Origin of the sequence: Flavobacterium sp., assembly GCF_027484205.1 — a bacterium.
In the GTDB taxonomy this organism is placed as follows: domain Bacteria; phylum Bacteroidota; class Bacteroidia; order Flavobacteriales; family Flavobacteriaceae; genus Flavobacterium.
Genome location: NZ_JAIXUB010000026.1, coordinates 307,239 through 323,919 on the forward strand (window position 1 = coordinate 307,239; position 16,681 = coordinate 323,919).

13 protein-coding genes are annotated in these 16,681 nt (G+C 30.2%); 10 read left to right on the forward strand and 3 right to left on the reverse strand.

What is annotated here, in order from left to right; genetic code table 11:
* The first annotated feature begins 79 nt into the window (after window positions 1-79).
* Window positions 80-1,303 (forward strand): NADP-dependent isocitrate dehydrogenase, encoded by a 1,224-nt coding sequence (locus tag Q0049_RS15345; protein ID WP_298121704.1) that lies wholly within the window; start codon window positions 80-82, stop codon window positions 1,301-1,303.
* A 47-nt stretch (window positions 1,304-1,350) separates the two neighbouring features.
* Here Q0049_RS15345 and Q0049_RS15350 read toward each other — a convergent pair whose 3' ends face one another.
* Window positions 1,351-2,043: a hypothetical protein gene (locus Q0049_RS15350; RefSeq protein WP_298121707.1), complete on the reverse strand. Its 693-nt coding sequence runs from the start codon at window positions 2,041-2,043 to the stop codon at window positions 1,351-1,353.
* A gap of 135 nt (window positions 2,044-2,178) precedes the next feature.
* Between Q0049_RS15350 and Q0049_RS15355 the strand changes: the two genes are divergently transcribed.
* Genes Q0049_RS15355 through Q0049_RS15370 form a run of 4 tightly spaced genes read left to right on the forward strand, consistent with a single transcriptional unit; the run spans window position 2,179 to window position 8,433 of the window.
* Complete coding sequence (locus Q0049_RS15355; RefSeq protein WP_298121710.1) at window positions 2,179-4,551, forward strand: TonB-dependent receptor; 2,373 nt, start codon at window positions 2,179-2,181, stop codon at window positions 4,549-4,551.
* A 5-nt stretch (window positions 4,552-4,556) separates the two neighbouring features.
* Complete coding sequence (locus Q0049_RS15360) at window positions 4,557-5,381, forward strand: DUF4249 domain-containing protein (RefSeq protein WP_298121713.1); 825 nt, start codon at window positions 4,557-4,559, stop codon at window positions 5,379-5,381.
* Window positions 5,382-5,422: 41 nt separating this feature from the next.
* Entirely contained in the window at window positions 5,423-7,771 is a 2,349-nt protein-coding gene (locus tag Q0049_RS15365) for a T9SS type B sorting domain-containing protein (RefSeq protein WP_298121716.1), read from the forward strand.
* Window positions 7,771-8,433: a thiamine diphosphokinase gene (locus tag Q0049_RS15370; protein ID WP_298121719.1), complete on the forward strand. Its 663-nt coding sequence runs from the start codon at window positions 7,771-7,773 to the stop codon at window positions 8,431-8,433. Before Q0049_RS15365 ends, Q0049_RS15370 begins: the two co-directional genes overlap by 1 nt.
* 2 nt (window positions 8,434-8,435) lie before the next feature.
* Here Q0049_RS15370 and Q0049_RS15375 read toward each other — a convergent pair whose 3' ends face one another.
* On the reverse strand, window positions 8,436-9,203 hold the full coding sequence (locus Q0049_RS15375) for an alpha/beta hydrolase (RefSeq protein ID WP_298121722.1): 768 nt from the start codon (window positions 9,201-9,203) through the stop codon (window positions 8,436-8,438).
* A 161-nt stretch (window positions 9,204-9,364) separates the two neighbouring features.
* Between Q0049_RS15375 and rlmF the strand changes: the two genes are divergently transcribed.
* From rlmF to uvrB, 4 genes are read left to right on the forward strand one after another with little or no spacing between them, the layout of a single operon-like run.
* Entirely contained in the window at window positions 9,365-10,372 is a 1,008-nt protein-coding gene (gene rlmF, locus Q0049_RS15380) for a 23S rRNA (adenine(1618)-N(6))-methyltransferase RlmF (RefSeq protein WP_298121724.1), read from the forward strand.
* 38 nt (window positions 10,373-10,410) lie between these two features.
* Complete coding sequence (locus Q0049_RS15385) at window positions 10,411-10,641, forward strand: hypothetical protein (protein ID WP_298121729.1); 231 nt, start codon at window positions 10,411-10,413, stop codon at window positions 10,639-10,641.
* Window positions 10,626-10,922, forward strand: a complete 297-nt coding sequence (locus tag Q0049_RS15390) for a type II toxin-antitoxin system RelE/ParE family toxin (RefSeq protein ID WP_298121732.1) — start codon at window positions 10,626-10,628, stop codon at window positions 10,920-10,922. The genes Q0049_RS15385 and Q0049_RS15390 overlap by 16 nt, the downstream gene beginning before the upstream one ends.
* Before the next feature lie 3 nt (window positions 10,923-10,925).
* Window positions 10,926-12,914, forward strand: a complete 1,989-nt coding sequence (gene uvrB, locus Q0049_RS15395) for an excinuclease ABC subunit UvrB (RefSeq protein ID WP_298121735.1) — start codon at window positions 10,926-10,928, stop codon at window positions 12,912-12,914.
* A 159-nt stretch (window positions 12,915-13,073) separates the two neighbouring features.
* Here uvrB and Q0049_RS15400 read toward each other — a convergent pair whose 3' ends face one another.
* On the reverse strand, window positions 13,074-13,499 hold the full coding sequence (locus tag Q0049_RS15400; protein ID WP_298121738.1) for an Hsp20/alpha crystallin family protein: 426 nt from the start codon (window positions 13,497-13,499) through the stop codon (window positions 13,074-13,076).
* Window positions 13,500-13,826: 327 nt separating this feature from the next.
* On the opposite strand from Q0049_RS15400, the gene Q0049_RS15405 reads away from it, so the two are divergent.
* The gene (locus Q0049_RS15405) at window positions 13,827-16,610 is read left to right on the forward strand and encodes a response regulator (protein WP_298121742.1); all 2,784 of its coding nucleotides are present in this window, start codon (window positions 13,827-13,829) and stop codon (window positions 16,608-16,610) included.
* The last annotated feature ends 71 nt before the right edge of the window (window positions 16,611-16,681 follow it).

Consider the following 16,681-nt stretch of genomic DNA (forward strand, 5'->3'; position numbering starts at 1 on the left):
CTACAATAAAATTAACTACTTATTCTTATATTTGTTTCCGCGAATTTTTATAAAAACAAACAGCAAAACCTTATACAATATGGTAAAAATTAAAGTAGCCAATCCAGTAGTAGAATTGGATGGCGATGAAATGACTCGAATTATTTGGAGCTTTATTAAAGAGCAATTAATTCTTCCTTATTTAGATTTAGATATCAAATACTATGATTTAGGTATTGAAAGTAGAGAAGCTACAAAAGACCAAATCACAATTGACTCTGCAGAAGCAATTAAAAAATACAATGTAGGTATAAAATGTGCTACTATTACTCCTGATGAAGAACGTGTAAAAGAATTTAACCTTTCTGAAATGTGGAAATCTCCAAATGGAACTATCCGTAATATTGTTGGTGGAACTGTTTTCCGCGAACCAATTATTATGAGCAATGTTCCAAGATATGTACAAGGTTGGACAAAACCAATCGTTATTGGACGTCACGCTTTTGGTGATCAATACAAAGCAACAGATAAAGTTATCAAAGGAAAAGGAACTTTAACTATGTCTTTCACAAATGAAGCTGGTGAAACTACCGAATGGAAAGTTTATGACTTTAAAGGTGATGGAGTTGCCATGTCAATGTATAATACTGATGAAAGCATTTATGGATTTGCACACTCATCATTTCAAATGGCTTTAACTAAAAAATGGCCTTTATATCTTTCTACAAAAAATACCATTTTAAAAGCTTACGACGGAAGATTTAAAGATATTTTTGAAGAAGTGTATCAACAACATTACAAAGCTGATTTTGAAGCAAATGGAATGACTTACGAACACAGACTTATTGACGACATGGTTGCATCTGCAATGAAATGGAATGGTGGATTTGTTTGGGCTTGTAAAAACTATGATGGTGACGTTCAATCTGATACTGTTGCTCAAGGATTTGGTTCATTAGGATTAATGACTTCTGTTCTTGTTACTCCAGATGGAAAAACAGTTGAAGCAGAAGCTGCACACGGAACTGTGACTCGCCATTATCGTCAACACCAACAAGGAAAAGCAACTTCAACAAACCCAATTGCATCAATCTTTGCATGGACAAGAGGTTTAGAACACAGAGGAAAATTAGACGGAAATCAAGAATTAATTAATTTCTGTAACAAGCTTGAAGAAGTTTGTGTTGAAACTGTAGAAAGCGGAAAAATGACTAAAGACTTAGCAATGTTAGTAAAACCAGAAGGTCTAACCAATGCTGATTATTTAACAACCGAAAATTTCCTTGCTGCAATTAAAGAAAACTTAGATAAGAAATTAAGCTAATTCTCAATAATTTTAAAACAAAAAATCCGACTTAATGTCGGATTTTTTTATTTCTTTTCTTCGGTTAAACCTTTCATTTTATATACCTTAATGATAGCACGATAACCTTCATTCAAACCCCAAAATTGTTCCGTGATTCGTTTTCCATTTCCATCTACAAAAGTAAATTGTCCTGTATTAGGGAAAGAAAGTCCAATATTTAATGCTTCTATTTGAATGATATTCAATCCTTCTTGCAAAACATAATCAAATTTTTGATAACCCGATTCTAAACTAATTTGTTTTGTAACCATTTCGCCATTGACCCAAATTCTTACTAAATCGCCATCAATTGCACTATAATCTCTTGCAGAAATTGCAATTTGTTTAGTATAAACTGTATACTCTCCAAGAAAAACATCACTATTTACAATCTCTTTAGAAATTCCTTCTTGCGACATTTTTGTTTGTAGCTTTTCAGTATATAACTCAGACGATTTTCTAACTGTTGAAACTTCCTCTTCCATAATTCCTTTAACTTCTTTTTTTGGAAGTATAGAATATCCTAAATTATCATCTTTCTTTTCACCAATACTACTTTCATATTTAATGACAGCAGGTGAAGTTTTTTCATCTAATGGTTTAGGTGGTGCTTCTTTCTTTTTTGTTGGAGCAAAACGAATTCCTTTTTTTGAATTCTCAAATTGTGAAAATCCATTGAAGGAAAAGAATAAAATACAAATTAAAATAATTGCTCTCATGTCTTGTTATAAAATTCTGTTGTAAAAGTATTTAAAATCAATTTAAAAACGTTTTATAGTTAACCATACATTAACATTTTATGTATGTAATATTAAAAATTAAATGGTCAAATTTGCAAAACAAAATCAAAAATTATGCCTTTAAACAAATACATTATTTACATTTTCATTTTGATAGGGTCAATTTCAGGATTTGCTCAAGATAAATTTACAATCAGCGGAACTATTTCTGACGCAAAAAATAATGAAACTTTAATAGGAGTAAATATTTTAGTAAAAGGAACAAAAAATTTTACGTCATCAAATGAATATGGTTTTTATTCCATAACACTCCCAAAAGGAGATTATGAGTTAAATATCAGTTATGTAGGTTACGAAATAGTTGATGAAAAAATTTCACTTACAGAAAATGTTTCAAAAAATTTTAGTTTAACAGAAAGTGAAAATTTAATTGAAGAGGTAATCATCACAGAAAAGACAAAAACCAACACTCGAAAACCAGAAATGAGTGTCAATAAATTATCTATAAATACCATAAAACAAATGCCTGTTGTTCTTGGAGAAGTAGATATAATAAAGTCTATTTTATTCCTTCCTGGTGTGACCAATGCTGGCGAAGGTCAATCGGGTTTTAATGTTCGTGGTGGTGGAGCTGATCAAAACTTAATATTACTTGACGAGGCTACCATTTATAATTCATCGCATTTATTTGGTTTTTTCTCTGTATTTAATCCTGATGCTATAAAGGATTTGAAATTATATAAAGGTGGAATTCCTTCTCGATTTGGTGGAAGAGCATCATCTGTTTTAGATATTTACCAAAAAGATGGAAACAGTAAAAATTTTCATATGAATGGTGGAATTGGATTAATTTCCAGCAGATTAATCGCTGAAGGCCCAATTGTAAAAGATAAAGGTTCGTTTATTGTTGCAGGTCGAGGTTCGTATGCACATTTATTTTTGAAACTATCTAACAATAAGAATTCTGCATATTTCTATGATTTGAACACTAAATTAAATTATAAAATTGATAAAAATAACAGTTTATATCTTTCAGGTTACTTTGGCAGAGATGTTTTTAGTTTAAGCGAAAGTTTTGTAAATACTTATGGAAACTCCACTTTAAACTTGCGTTGGAATCACTTGTTTTCCGATAAATTATTTTCAAATTTATCCATGATTTATAGTGATTATTATTATGGTTTAAATCTAGATTTTGTAGGATTCAATTGGGATTCAGGAATTAAAAATTATAATCTAAAATATGATTTCAAACATTATTTATCAGACAAAATCAAATTGAATTATGGAGCAAATGCCATTTATTACGATTTCAACCCAGGAACAATTGAGCCTTCTAGAAGCGATTCAGGAATAAATTATCGTCAATTAGAAAAGAAATTTGCATTTGAACCTTCATTTTATCTTGGTGCTGAACAAAAAATATCAGAAAAATTAAACGTTGAATATGGTTTGAGATATAGTTTATTTTATAGATTAGGTTCTTTTACTCAAAACATTTATACCGATAATCAATCTGTTACATTCAATTCAGAATTAGGAATTTATGAAAAAGCTACGCCAATTGGAACTGAATATTTTGGAAAAAATAAAACTATTGCCAACTTTAATAACTTAGAACCAAGATTTTCAATTGCATACGAATTAGGAGAAAATAAATCTGTAAAAGCAAGTTATAATCGAATGATACAATATTTACAATTGGTTTCAAATACTGCTTCGCCTACTCCACTTGATGTTTGGACACCTAGTGATAATTTCATTAAACCTCAAATCGCAGATCAAGTAGCTATTGGTTATTTTTCAAATATAAAAAATGATGAATACTCCATAGAAATTGAAAGTTTTTATAAAAAAATTAAAAACCGAATGGACTATATTGATGGTGCCGATTTAATTGCTAATGAAGCCATTGAGCAAGTCATTTTAAATGGAGAAATGCGATCTTATGGTTTAGAAATCCTCTTTAGAAAAAACACAGGAAAATTTAACGGTTGGATATCCTATACTCTATCACGTTCTGAACAAAAAACTCCGGGAAGAACTGCTGCTGAAAGCGGAATTAACAATGGAAATTGGTATCGTTCTGCCTATGATAAAATGCATAATTTAGCGGTAACAAGTTCCTATAAATTAAATAAAAAATGGAATTTTGGAGCTAATTTTGTTCTTCAAACTGGTCAACCAGTTACCTATCCAAATGGACAATATGTTTATCAAGGAATAACCATTCCGAGTTATGGATTACGTAATGAAAATAATTTACCGTTGTATCATCATTTAGATGTTTCAGCAACATTAACTCCAAAACAAAGTGAGAAAAAGAAATGGAAAGGTGAATGGGTTTTCAGTATTTATAACCTTTATGGAAGAAAAAATGCCGCCTCAATAAGTTTTCGTCAAAACCAAGATTCTGGAAATAATGAAGCCATCAGATTATCTATCTTTGGTTTAGTACCATCAGTTTCTTATAATTTTAAATTTTAATTATCATGAAAAATATAATTCGCCTACTTTTCGTTTTCATCCTAGCAATTTTTCAAATAAGTTGTGAAGATGTTGTTGATGTAAATGTCAATTCTTCAGAACCAAAATTAGTTATTGATGCCTCAATAAAATGGCAAAAAGGAACACTTGGAAATGAACAAACAATAAAACTTTCTACAACAACTGACTATTTTAATGAAACTATACCTCCAGTTTCAGGCGCAACTGTTTTTATTACAAACAGTGTTGGAACAATTTTCAACTTTGAAGAATCAACAACTTCAGGAACTTATAATTGTTCAACCTTTCAACCAATTATTAATGAAAATTATACTTTAACAGTAGTTGTTGATGGGAACACTTATACTTCTACCGAAAAACTTTTAGCCACTCCAGAAATTGAAAGTATTGAGCAGAAAAGTGTTCAAGGAATTAGTGGTGATGAAATTCAAATTAAATTTTTCTATCAAGACAATGGATTGGAAGATAATTTTTACCTTATTGGTTTCAAAAAAAGTGATTTTACTTTTCCTGAATATGGTGCTATTAAAGACGAGTTTTTTCAAGGAAATGAAATGTTTGGATTTTATTCAAATGAAAAACTAGAATCTGAAGATGAGTTATTTATGAGTTTGCAAGGAATTAATGAACGTTATTATAACTACATGAATAAACTTATCAATATTGCAGGAAGTTCCGGTGGAAGTCCTTTTGCAACTCCGCCAGCAACTTTAAAAGGAAATATTGTAAATCAGACAAATTCAAAAAATTATCCATTAGGTTATTTCAATTTGAGTGAAATTGACACTAGAAATTACGTTGTAGAATAGGTTTCATCACTAAAAACCTTATATTTGTTTAAAAAAATTGCATGAAGAGAGTTCTTTATTTGTTTTTATTACTATCGTTTTATTCATTTTCTCAAAGTCCTGCCGGTATATGGTATTTTGGAGATAAAGCTGGAATTAGTTTCAATTCTGGTACAACTCCTGTTGTTTTAAATGATGGCCAAATTGATACTAATGAAGGTTGTGCAACTTTATGTGATGAAAATGGCGGTTTGCTTTTTTATACCGATGGAGTTAAAATTTGGAATAAAGATCATGCAATTATGCCAAATGGAACAGGTTTACTTGGAGATCCATCTAGTACACAATCTGCTATCATTGTACCAAATCCAGGAAATACAAATTTATTTTACGTTTTTACAGTTGATGAACTTGGTAAAACTAATGGTTTAAATTATAGCGTAATTGATTTAACTCTCGATGGTGGTTTAGGTGATGTTACTACAAAAAATGTTTTATTAGCTACTCCTACTTTAGAAAAAATAACCGTTGCAAAGCACGACAATGGAATTAATTTTTGGGTAATCGCTCATCGATATGGTAATAACCAATTTTTGAGTTATCAAATCACGCCAACAGGCATAAATCCTGCGGTTATTTCTAGTGTTGGTGTTTCAATTTCAAGTGACACTCAACGAACTTTAGGTTATATGAAGTCTTCACCAGACGGAAAATATGTTGCTTCTGTTAATTCAGGTGTAGGAAGTGTTATGCAGCTTTTTAACTTTAATAATTTAACAGGACAACTTTCATTAATTTCAACTTCTCCACTGAATACTGATTACATTGGTGGTTATGGTGTTGAATTTTCTTCTAACAATAAATTACTTTATGTCTCAAATATTGATTTAGATAATTTCAAATCAGAGTTATTTCAATATAATATCGAAAGTCTCAATGACTCAACAATTAATGCATCTAAAACTTTAATTGCGCAATTTGATTTTGATAATTTTCAAGAAGGAATCATTACTGCGCTTCAATTAGCTCCTAATCAAAAAATTTATATTGGCAGAAACAACACAAGTTCTTTGGGTGTAATTAATAATCCAAATACTGTTGGAATTGGGTGTAATGTCAATTTAACCGCAGTCAACCTTGGCACAAATACTTGTTATTATGGTTTGCCTTCGTTTATAACTTCATATTTAGATCAAAGCTTTACATCGAGTAATTACTGTACAGGAAATGCAACACAATTTAACATTCCTGAAATAGAGAATATTGTTTCCATTTCATGGAATTTTGGTGATGCAAGTTCGTCTTCAAATGTATCTACACTTGCAAATCCGACTCATGTTTTTACGAGTGCAGGTGTTTATGAAGTGAATTTGACAATAATAACCACAACTACTTCTAAAACTTACACTAAAAATATTACCATTTTAGATTCGCCAACAGCATTTCAACCCGCAAACTTTATTTCTTGTGGTACTACAGATTTTTCAGAATTTATACTTTCTGATAAAAATAGTGAAGTGTTAGGTTCTCAATCAGCATCGGACTATTCTGTGAGCTATTTTTTAAATTATGATGATGCTTTCAATAATGAAAATCCATTAGCTACTAATTATACCAATATCAGTAACCCACAAACTGTTTATGCTAGAATCCAACCTATTAATGGTGATGATTGTTTTGATATTACAAATTTTAATTTAATTGTTAATGACAATCCTCAACTACTTCCAGATGTAGAAGTTTTCTATTGTTTAAATACTTTTCCTTCAAAAATAAGTTTGAGCGCTGGAAATAGTGGAGCAGCTTCAAATTTTGACTTTCTTTGGTCAACAGGAGAAACTTCACAATCTATTTTAGTTAACACAGCTGGAATATATACTGTTGATGTAACTGACAGTTTTGGTTGCACCTCAACTAGAACGATTACTGTTACAAATTCTGAAATTGCAACATTAAATTACACTATTGAAGGAAGTATTGGAAATTATAACCTTGTTGTAAATCCATTAGGTTCAGGAAATTATGTTTATTCTTTAGATAATGAATCAGGTACTTATCAAACTAGCAATATTTTCTATGATTTAATTCCTGGTGAACACATTATTTATGTAAAAGACACGAAAGGTTGTGGAACTGTTTCCGATGAATTTTCTGTGATTGGATATCCAAATTTCTTTACCCCAAATGATGATGGCATAAATGATTATTGGAAATTTACTGGTCGTTTTTTAGATATCAAACAAATTTTAATTTTTGACAGATTTGGTAAACTAATTTATCATTTTAATCAAAATACTGCGGGTTGGGACGGAACTTACAATGGGATAAAAATGCCATCCTCAGATTATTGGTTTGTTGCCAAACAAAATAATGGAGAAGAAATTAAAGGTCATTTTAGTTTAATAAGATAATGTCATCTCATCACATAGTTCGCGACGATCAAGAACCTGCGTTAATTATTGCAAACGGAGCATCATGTAGTTATGAACTTTTAGGACAATTACTCGAATGGTCGCCCATAGTTGTAGTTTTAGACAACGCTATTGATAGAGTTTTGCAATTGGACATAAAAATTGATGTGTTGCTAGGCGATTTTGATGATAATTTCAATCCCGAAATTTATAAAGAAAAACAGTTTCCACTTGAAATTGTTCACACACCAAATCAAGACAAAACCGATTTAGAAAAAGCCTTCGATTATTTAATCGAAAAAGGTCATAAAGCCGTAAATGTAGTTTGGGCAACAGGAAAACGTGCTGATCATACCATTACCAACATAACCAACATTGTGGGTTATCGCAATAAACTTAAAATTGTAATTCTTGACGACCATTCAAAAATATTTTTATTACCTAATAAATTTGAAAAATGGTACACTAAAGACACTCCTATTTCTTTAATCCCAATTGGAAAAGTAAGCGGAATTACTACTCAAAATCTTTTCTATCCATTACAAAATGAAGAACTTACCATTGGTTACAGAACAGGAAGTAGTAACCATGTAACAGCAGATGGAATAGTAAAAATAGAACATTCTAACGGAGATTTGTTGTTGATGGAATGTTTTGATTAAAATTAAAGTTTAATATCTAACAAGGCATCACGAATAATTTTGTAATGTGTCCATGGAATAAAATGGTCGGCATTTTTAATTGATAATGTATCCACTTTCTTTGCATTTACAAACTCCTTTTGAATAAATGACATATTAGAATAAGGAACTAATCTATCTTTCGTTCCGTGAATAACTACAACATTAGAAACAATATTTTTTAAATTAGGTTTCATTATATTCAAATCTTTTTTAAGCCACCACAATTCATCGTTTGATGGTCGTAAAGCACCTGGAATTAAATATCGTAGTGGTTTTTTCATAATAAAAGGTCTCCAAATTTCAGGGTTTTCAGCTTTTGGATCAATCGAACCAGAAATAATAACTATACATTGGTACTTGTTTGGATGATTTTCTGCTAATTTGGTTACAACTGGTCCACCCATAGAATGACCAACAAGAATAATTGGTTTATTATTATCAACTTTTTTAATAAAATCAAATATAATCTCTGATTGAACTTTTAAATTTTCAGCAGTTCCAAAATCACTATATCCAAATCCTGGTCTATCAATAGCAATCATTCTGTACTTTTTCAACAACAAAGTATCTTTTAAATATTCTTTGTATGCATCCCAACTTCCAGGCGAACCATGAATAAAAAATAAAGTTGGATTGTCTTTTTTACCTGTTTGAATATAATGAACGCTGTGTTCGTCTAACTTGACAATAGAATCAATAAACTCAATTTTTGAAGTTGCAAAAAATGTTTTCGTTTTTGTACTACTCATTCGCATTTTCATGCAAGATTGACAAATAATCAAATAGGAAATCATAACAAAGTAGAGAATATACCGCTTTCTAAATTTGATTTTCTTCATGACTATTTTTATTATTTTTATCTTATAAAAGTAACATATTTTTTCTATATTTGATATAGAGAAATGACAAAATGAAGAACAAAATTATACCCGAAAAAACCACATTACATCCTAGAAATCCTCATAGATTTAGATACGATTTTGAAAAATTAATTTACAATTATCCTATTTTAAAAAATTATATTTTCGTCAATGAACACAATGTCGAACCGAGCAATAGCGAAAAAGCGAAACAAACTATTGATTTTGCAAATCCTGAAGCGGTAAAAGCATTAAACAAAGCCCTTCTTATTTCTAATTATGGCATTCAATATTGGGACATTCCCAAAAATTATTTATGTCCGCCAATTCCTGGAAGAGCTGATTACATATACTATTTAGCCGATTTATTAGCAAATTCTAATAACAAAATCATTCCAGTAGGAGAAAATATAATTGGTCTAGATGTTGGCATTGGAGCAAATTGCATATATCCAATAATAGGAAATCACGAGTACCAATGGAGTTTTGTAGGAACTGATATTGATGAAAATGCAATTCAAAATTGCAAAAAAATCATCGCTAAAAATCCACAGCTGATAGAAAGTATCAGTTTGCAATTGCAGGTAGAACCAAGATTTATTTTCAAAAATATTATCCTTCCCGAAGATAAATTTGCTTTTACAATCTGTAATCCGCCATTTCATGCATCGCAAGAAGAAGCAACAAAAGCATCTTTAAGAAAAGTAAATAATTTGGAAGACGTAAAATCTTCCACCCGAGGCAAAGCCGAATTGAGCGAAGCTAAACCTATACTAAATTTTGGTGGTCAAAACGCCGAACTTTGGTGCAATGGTGGCGAAATTGGTTTCATCACTCAAATGATTTACGAAAGTGTAAAATATCCATTACAAGTTTTTTGGTTTACTACCTTAGTTTCAAAAAAAGAAAATTTAAAAAGTATTTACAAAACTCTAAATAAAGTTGGAGCAGTTGAAATTAAAACCATAGAAATGGCTCAAGGACAAAAAATAAGTCGTTTTGTAGCGTGGACTTTCTTAAGCGAAAAACAACAGAAAGAATGGAAGTTTACAGTTTGATAAATCTTTTTGTTTAAATTTGTATAAAACTATTTACAATGACTACGATTGAGTTAAAAAACATATTGAAATCAAGAATAGATCTTATAAATGACAAAAAGATTTTGACTGCACTTAATACTTTGGTAGAATCAAGTACTGAGAACATTATTGTTTTAACTAATTCACAAAAGAAAGTTATAAAAAAATCTCAAAAAGACTATTTAGAAGGAAATTACTATACAAATGACCAAGTCAACGAAGAAATTGAAGCATGGCTAAAAGAGTAATTGTATGGACAGAAGCTGCAAAATCTGAATTAAAATATATTTTAGAATTTTATAGTTTTAGAAACAAAAGTAAAACGTATTCACAAAACCTATACAAAAAAATACAATCTGAATTAAACCTTTTAATGCTTCAACCAGAAATTGTTAAAAAAACAGATTTAATAAATGTTAGAGGATTAATCATTGAAAATCATATTATTTACTATGAACTAAATGAAAATCACATTATCGTTTTATCCGTTTGGGATGCAAGACAAAACCCTAATAGATTGAAATTATAATAAATGAAATTCCAAGTAATCTCCGCATACGAACCTACAGGCGATCAGCCTCAAGCCATTGAAAAACTTTCAAACGGAATTCTTAATGACGAAAAATACCAAACTCTATTAGGAGTTACTGGTTCGGGAAAGACATTTACCGTTGCTAATGTAATTCAGAATGTAGAAAAACCAACGTTAGTTTTAGCACACAACAAAACATTGGCTGCGCAATTGTATTCAGAATTCAAACAGTTTTTTCCAAATAACTCGGTGCAATATTTCGTTTCTTACTATGATTATTACCAACCAGAAGCGTTCATTCCTGTAACTGGAACGTATATTGAAAAAGATTTGTCCATAAATGAAGAGCTAGAAAAACTTCGTTTAAGCACTACTTCTGCCCTACTTTCTGGTCGTCGCGATATTATTGTAATTTCTTCTGTTTCTTGCCTTTACGGAATTGGAAATCCAGTAGAATTTCAGAAAAATGTAGTTTCTATAGAAAAAAATCAAGTAATTTCTCGTACCAAATTATTACACAGATTAGTACAAAGTTTATATTCAAGAACCGAAGCCGAATTCACTCCAGGAAATTTTAGAATTAAAGGAGATACTGTCGAAATCTTCCCAAGTTATGGTGACGAACCTTTTAGAATTCACTTTTTTGGTGATGAAATTGAAGAAATCGAAGCTTTTGATGCTAGAAGTTCTCAAGTTTTAGAAAAATACGAAAAGCTAAATATTTATCCAGCGAATATGTTTGTGACTTCACCCGATGTTTTACAAGCAGCCATTTGGGATATTCAACAAGATTTGGTAAAACAAGTCGATTATTTTAAAGAAATTGGCAAACATTTAGAAGCAAAACGATTAGAAGAACGTACCAATTTCGATTTAGAAATGATTCGCGAATTAGGTTATTGTTCAGGTATTGAAAATTATTCACGTTATTTGGATAGAAGACTTCCAGGAACACGACCATTCTGTTTGTTAGATTATTTTCCAGACGATTTCTTGATGGTTGTTGATGAAAGTCACGTGACAATTTCGCAAGTTCATGCCATGTATGGTGGCGATAGAAGCCGAAAAGAGAATTTGGTTGAATATGGTTTCCGTCTTCCTGCGGCAATGGACAATCGTCCATTGAAATTTGAGGAATTTGAATCGATGCAAAACCAAGTAATTTATGTTTCAGCAACTCCAGCGGATTATGAATTACAAAAATCAGAAGGAATTTATGTAGAGCAAGTCATTCGTCCTACTGGTTTGTTAGATCCAATTATAGAAGTGCGTCCGAGTTTGAATCAAATTGACGATTTAATTGAAGAAATTCAACAACGATGCGAAGTTGACGAACGTGTTTTAGTGACCACTTTAACTAAAAGAATGGCGGAAGAATTGACCAAATATCTAACTAAAGTTGCCATTCGTTGTCGTTACATTCATTCAGATGTTGACACTTTAGAACGTGTTGAAATCATGCAAGATTTACGTAAAGGTTTGTTTGATGTATTGATTGGTGTTAACTTACTTCGTGAAGGTCTAGATTTACCCGAAGTTTCTTTAGTTGCGATTTTGGATGCTGACAAAGAAGGATTTTTAAGAAGTCATCGTTCGCTTACGCAAACTGTTGGTCGTGCAGCTCGAAACGTAAATGGAAAAGCCATTATGTATGGTGATAAAATTACGGCATCCATGCAAAAAACCATTGATGAAACGAATTATCGTCGTGAAAAACAAATGAATTACAATACCAAACATGGAGTTGAACCACAAGCGTTAAATAAAAGTTTAGGAAGTGCTTTAGCAGGAAATTCGGTTTCTACACAATACTATGAGAATCAAGTTTTAAAAGCTGCCGAACCCGAAAGTTTATACTTATCGAAACCCGAAATTGAAAAGAAAATCCGTGAAGCTAAAAAAGCTATGGAAAAAGCAGCAAAAGAATTAGATTTTATGCAAGCAGCAAAATACCGCGATGAAATTAAGTCACTGCAAGAGAAATTATAAAAACAATTCATTATTTATAAATTGTTTTCAAACTAAATACAAATCGATATACAATTGTCAGTCTGAGCCAGCTTGCGCTGAGTTTATTGAAGTGAAGACCTTTTAATAAAAAAACGCAACTTTTTAAGGTTGCGTTTTTTCATTCAAACCAACAATTAATTAACCAATTTCTATTAAACGTTTTGGTTTTGGAAGCGCTTCTTCTTTTTTAGGCAATGCCACATACAAAACACCATTTTCATAAGTAGCATTAATATTTTCAGTATTTACTGTTTCTGGTAAAGTAAACGCTCTTCTAAAAGACGAATAACTAAATTCTCTTCTGGTATATTTTCCTTCTGATTCCTCTTTTTCTAATTTACTTTCAGATGAAATGGTAAGCACATTGTGATCAATTTCGATATTGAAATCCTCTTTTTTCTTTCCTGGAGCAGCTAATTCTATTCCGAAACTTGTATCGGTTTCTTTGATATTTACCGCTGGTACATTGGTATTAAAATTTTGAATTCCTCCTAACCAATCTGGTTTTAATAATTCATCGATAATTGATGGAAATGGTACTGTGTTTCTTTTAATTAAGTTCATAATTTTATATTTTAAATTAAACATTTATTAGTTATGTTCTTCCAAAAAACAAATTGTATACCAATACAAAAAACAAGTCATTTTGACTGATAATGAATACTTTAAACTGAAATTTTGACGTTTTTAAGACTATTTTAACTGACGAATTTTCAGTTTGTAGTATAAATCAATGCTATAATTTACTACTTAGTCAATTCCAATAAACTAAAACACACTATTACAGCATTTTATATTTTATTTGTAACATCATTTTGTTACGATAGTTTTATTACAATAACTTTTATTTAAGTAAAATTGTATAACTTTACTTTTATAAATTGTAATAAAATGAAAAAATTACTTTTACTATTCTTGCTTTTTTTTACCATTACAAATTACTCTCAAAATAAAACAATCAAAACATTAAGAAATGAGATTAAACTTGCAACATCAAATGAAAAAAAAGCAATATTACAATATGAATTAGCAGATGTATATCGTAAAAACCTCAACGTTGATAGTGCTTATTTTTACGCAAAAAAAGCATTTCAATTCAATAAACAAAAAGGAATAGATTCCTTGATGGTTAAGTCATCACTTCAATTATTCAGATTATTAAATACGACTATAAAAAAAGACTCTACTGATTATTTTTCCATTGCAAAAAATATAGCTGATAAAAGCAAAAATAAAATCTTACTGATTGAAACTTTATATTCAAAAGGGCAGGTTTCATATTTAAATAATGATTGGGCAGACGCTTTTCCTGAATTTCTAAAAGTAGATTCCATATCAAAAAAATACAAAATAAAAAACAAGACAACTATTTATGCTATCATTCAACGTTCCGAAATTATTCGTCAAAAATTTAGTAAAGAAACCACTTTAGAAGCCGAAAAATTATTATTAGAAGCTCTGAAAATAGCCAAAGAAATCAAATCGGAAGAAATGATTAATCTAATTTATACCTATTTAGCAGACATTAGTGAACTTCAAGAAAAACATCAAGAATCAAAGGAATATATTGACAAAGCCTATAACTATTATTCTAAAAAAGATGATGTAAGAAATATGTCCCAAATTTTCTTGCTCTACACTTCTTATTACATTGGTATTGATGATATTCCAAACGCAAACAAAGAACAAATAAAAAGAATTACCTATTTAAGACAAAAAGAAGACAATTTAGAACTTGCAAGAGCACTTGCCTACTATGGAAGTTTTCAAAGAAAAAAAACCAAAGAATTCAACTCAGCAATAAATAATTTGCAAGAAGCAAAAAAAATATATGAATCTATAAATCTTACTGATATAGATGCTTTCGAACGTTTAATATTCAATTTATCAAGATGCTACTCAGAAATTGGGAAACATGAAGAAGCCAATATCTATTTAAAAGATGCTTATAATTTAAGAGAAGATTTAATAGAAAAAGAAAATCGCAATTTAACGACTTCACTTGAAACTAAATACCAAACAGAAAAGAAAGAACAAGAAATAAAATTTCTTTCTGAAGTAACAACAAAACAAAACTATATTTATTTGAGCATTGTTGCATTGCTTCTTGCTTTAGGAGCATTTCTGTTTTATGGTTATCGCAACAAAATAAAAACAGCGCAAAAACTGAAAGAACTAAACGAATTAAAATCGAGATTTTTTGCTAACATTTCGCATGAATTTAGAACACCACTGACATTGATAAAAAGTCCTGTGCAAAGTTTACAAGCAGAAATTACAAATGAAAACCATAAAAACAAATTGGATTTGATTGATAAAAATTCCAATAGAATGCTAAATTTAGTCGATCAGCTTTTAGAACTTTCCAAACTTGATAGTGGAAAATTACAGCTTATTTTAAAAGAAGGAAATATAGCTACATTTTTGAATTCATTAGTTGATTCATTCACTTTTCAAGCAAAAGAAAACAAGCTTGCATTTACTTCAACAATCGAAAAAAATCAAGAAAATCATCATTTTGATAAAGATGTAATAGAGAAAATCGTAAGTAATTTACTTTCAAATGCAATCAAATATACAAATGAGAATGAAAAAGTTACTTTTGAATCTAAAATAGAAAACAATCAATTGCAGTTTATTGTTTCCAATTCGGGTTCGGAAATTAAAAGAGAAGATTTACCAAAACTTTTTGAACGTTTTTATCAGAAAAAAGAAAATCATCAAGGCGTTGGTATCGGATTAGCATTGGTAAAAGAACTGGTTGAACTATATAAAGGAATAATTGAAACTAATGCTGAAAATGGTATTTTGAGTTTTGCAATTTCATTGCCATTAGAAAAAGTAAATGAAAATGCTATAGTAGTTACAAAAGAAGTTCTTAAAGCAATTATTTCAGAAGAAAGTAGCAATGAAACGGAACTTCCCATTTTATTAATAGTTGATGACAATCAAGATGTTAGAATAGTTTTGAAAGATATTTTTAAAAATAAATATCAAATTCTGGAAGCTGAAGATGGCGAACAAGCATTAAAAATTGCCAAAAAAGATATTCCAGATTGCATAATCAGCGATGTGATGATGCCAAAAATGGATGGATTTGAATTTACCAAACAAATCAAAAATAACGAACTTACATCGTTTATTCCTGTAATCTTGCTAACGGCAAAAACAACCGACGAGGCACACCTTGAAGGTTTAAAAAGTACAGCCGATGCCTATTTAACCAAACCATTTAACAACGAAATTGTAAAAGAAACTGTTAACCAATTGATTGCCGAACGTAAAAAACTACATCAACGTTACAGTCAAGAATTAGTTTTGCGACCTGTTGATATTGTAATTAACTCGGTTGATGAAAAATTTATAGAAAAACTGCAAGTTATTTTAGACAAAGAATTATCAAATTCCGAATTCAGTTCAGAAGATTTTGCAACTGCTGTTGGAATGAGCCGAATGCAATTGCATCGTAAACTAAAATCACTACTTGGAGTTTCTGCAACAGAATTTTTGAGAAACGAACGATTAAAAGTTGCCACAGAATTACTCAAAAAAGGAAATGGAACTATTGCAGAAATAATTTATGCTGTTGGCTTTAACGACACTTCTTATTTTATTCGTTGCTTCAAAGAAAAATACAATTGCACGCCATCTGAATATCAAGAAAAAAATAAATAATTCCTTCGTAAAGCATTGATTTTATTGACGTGTAACGTTCTGTTACATTTGTCCAATCTACTGATACAATA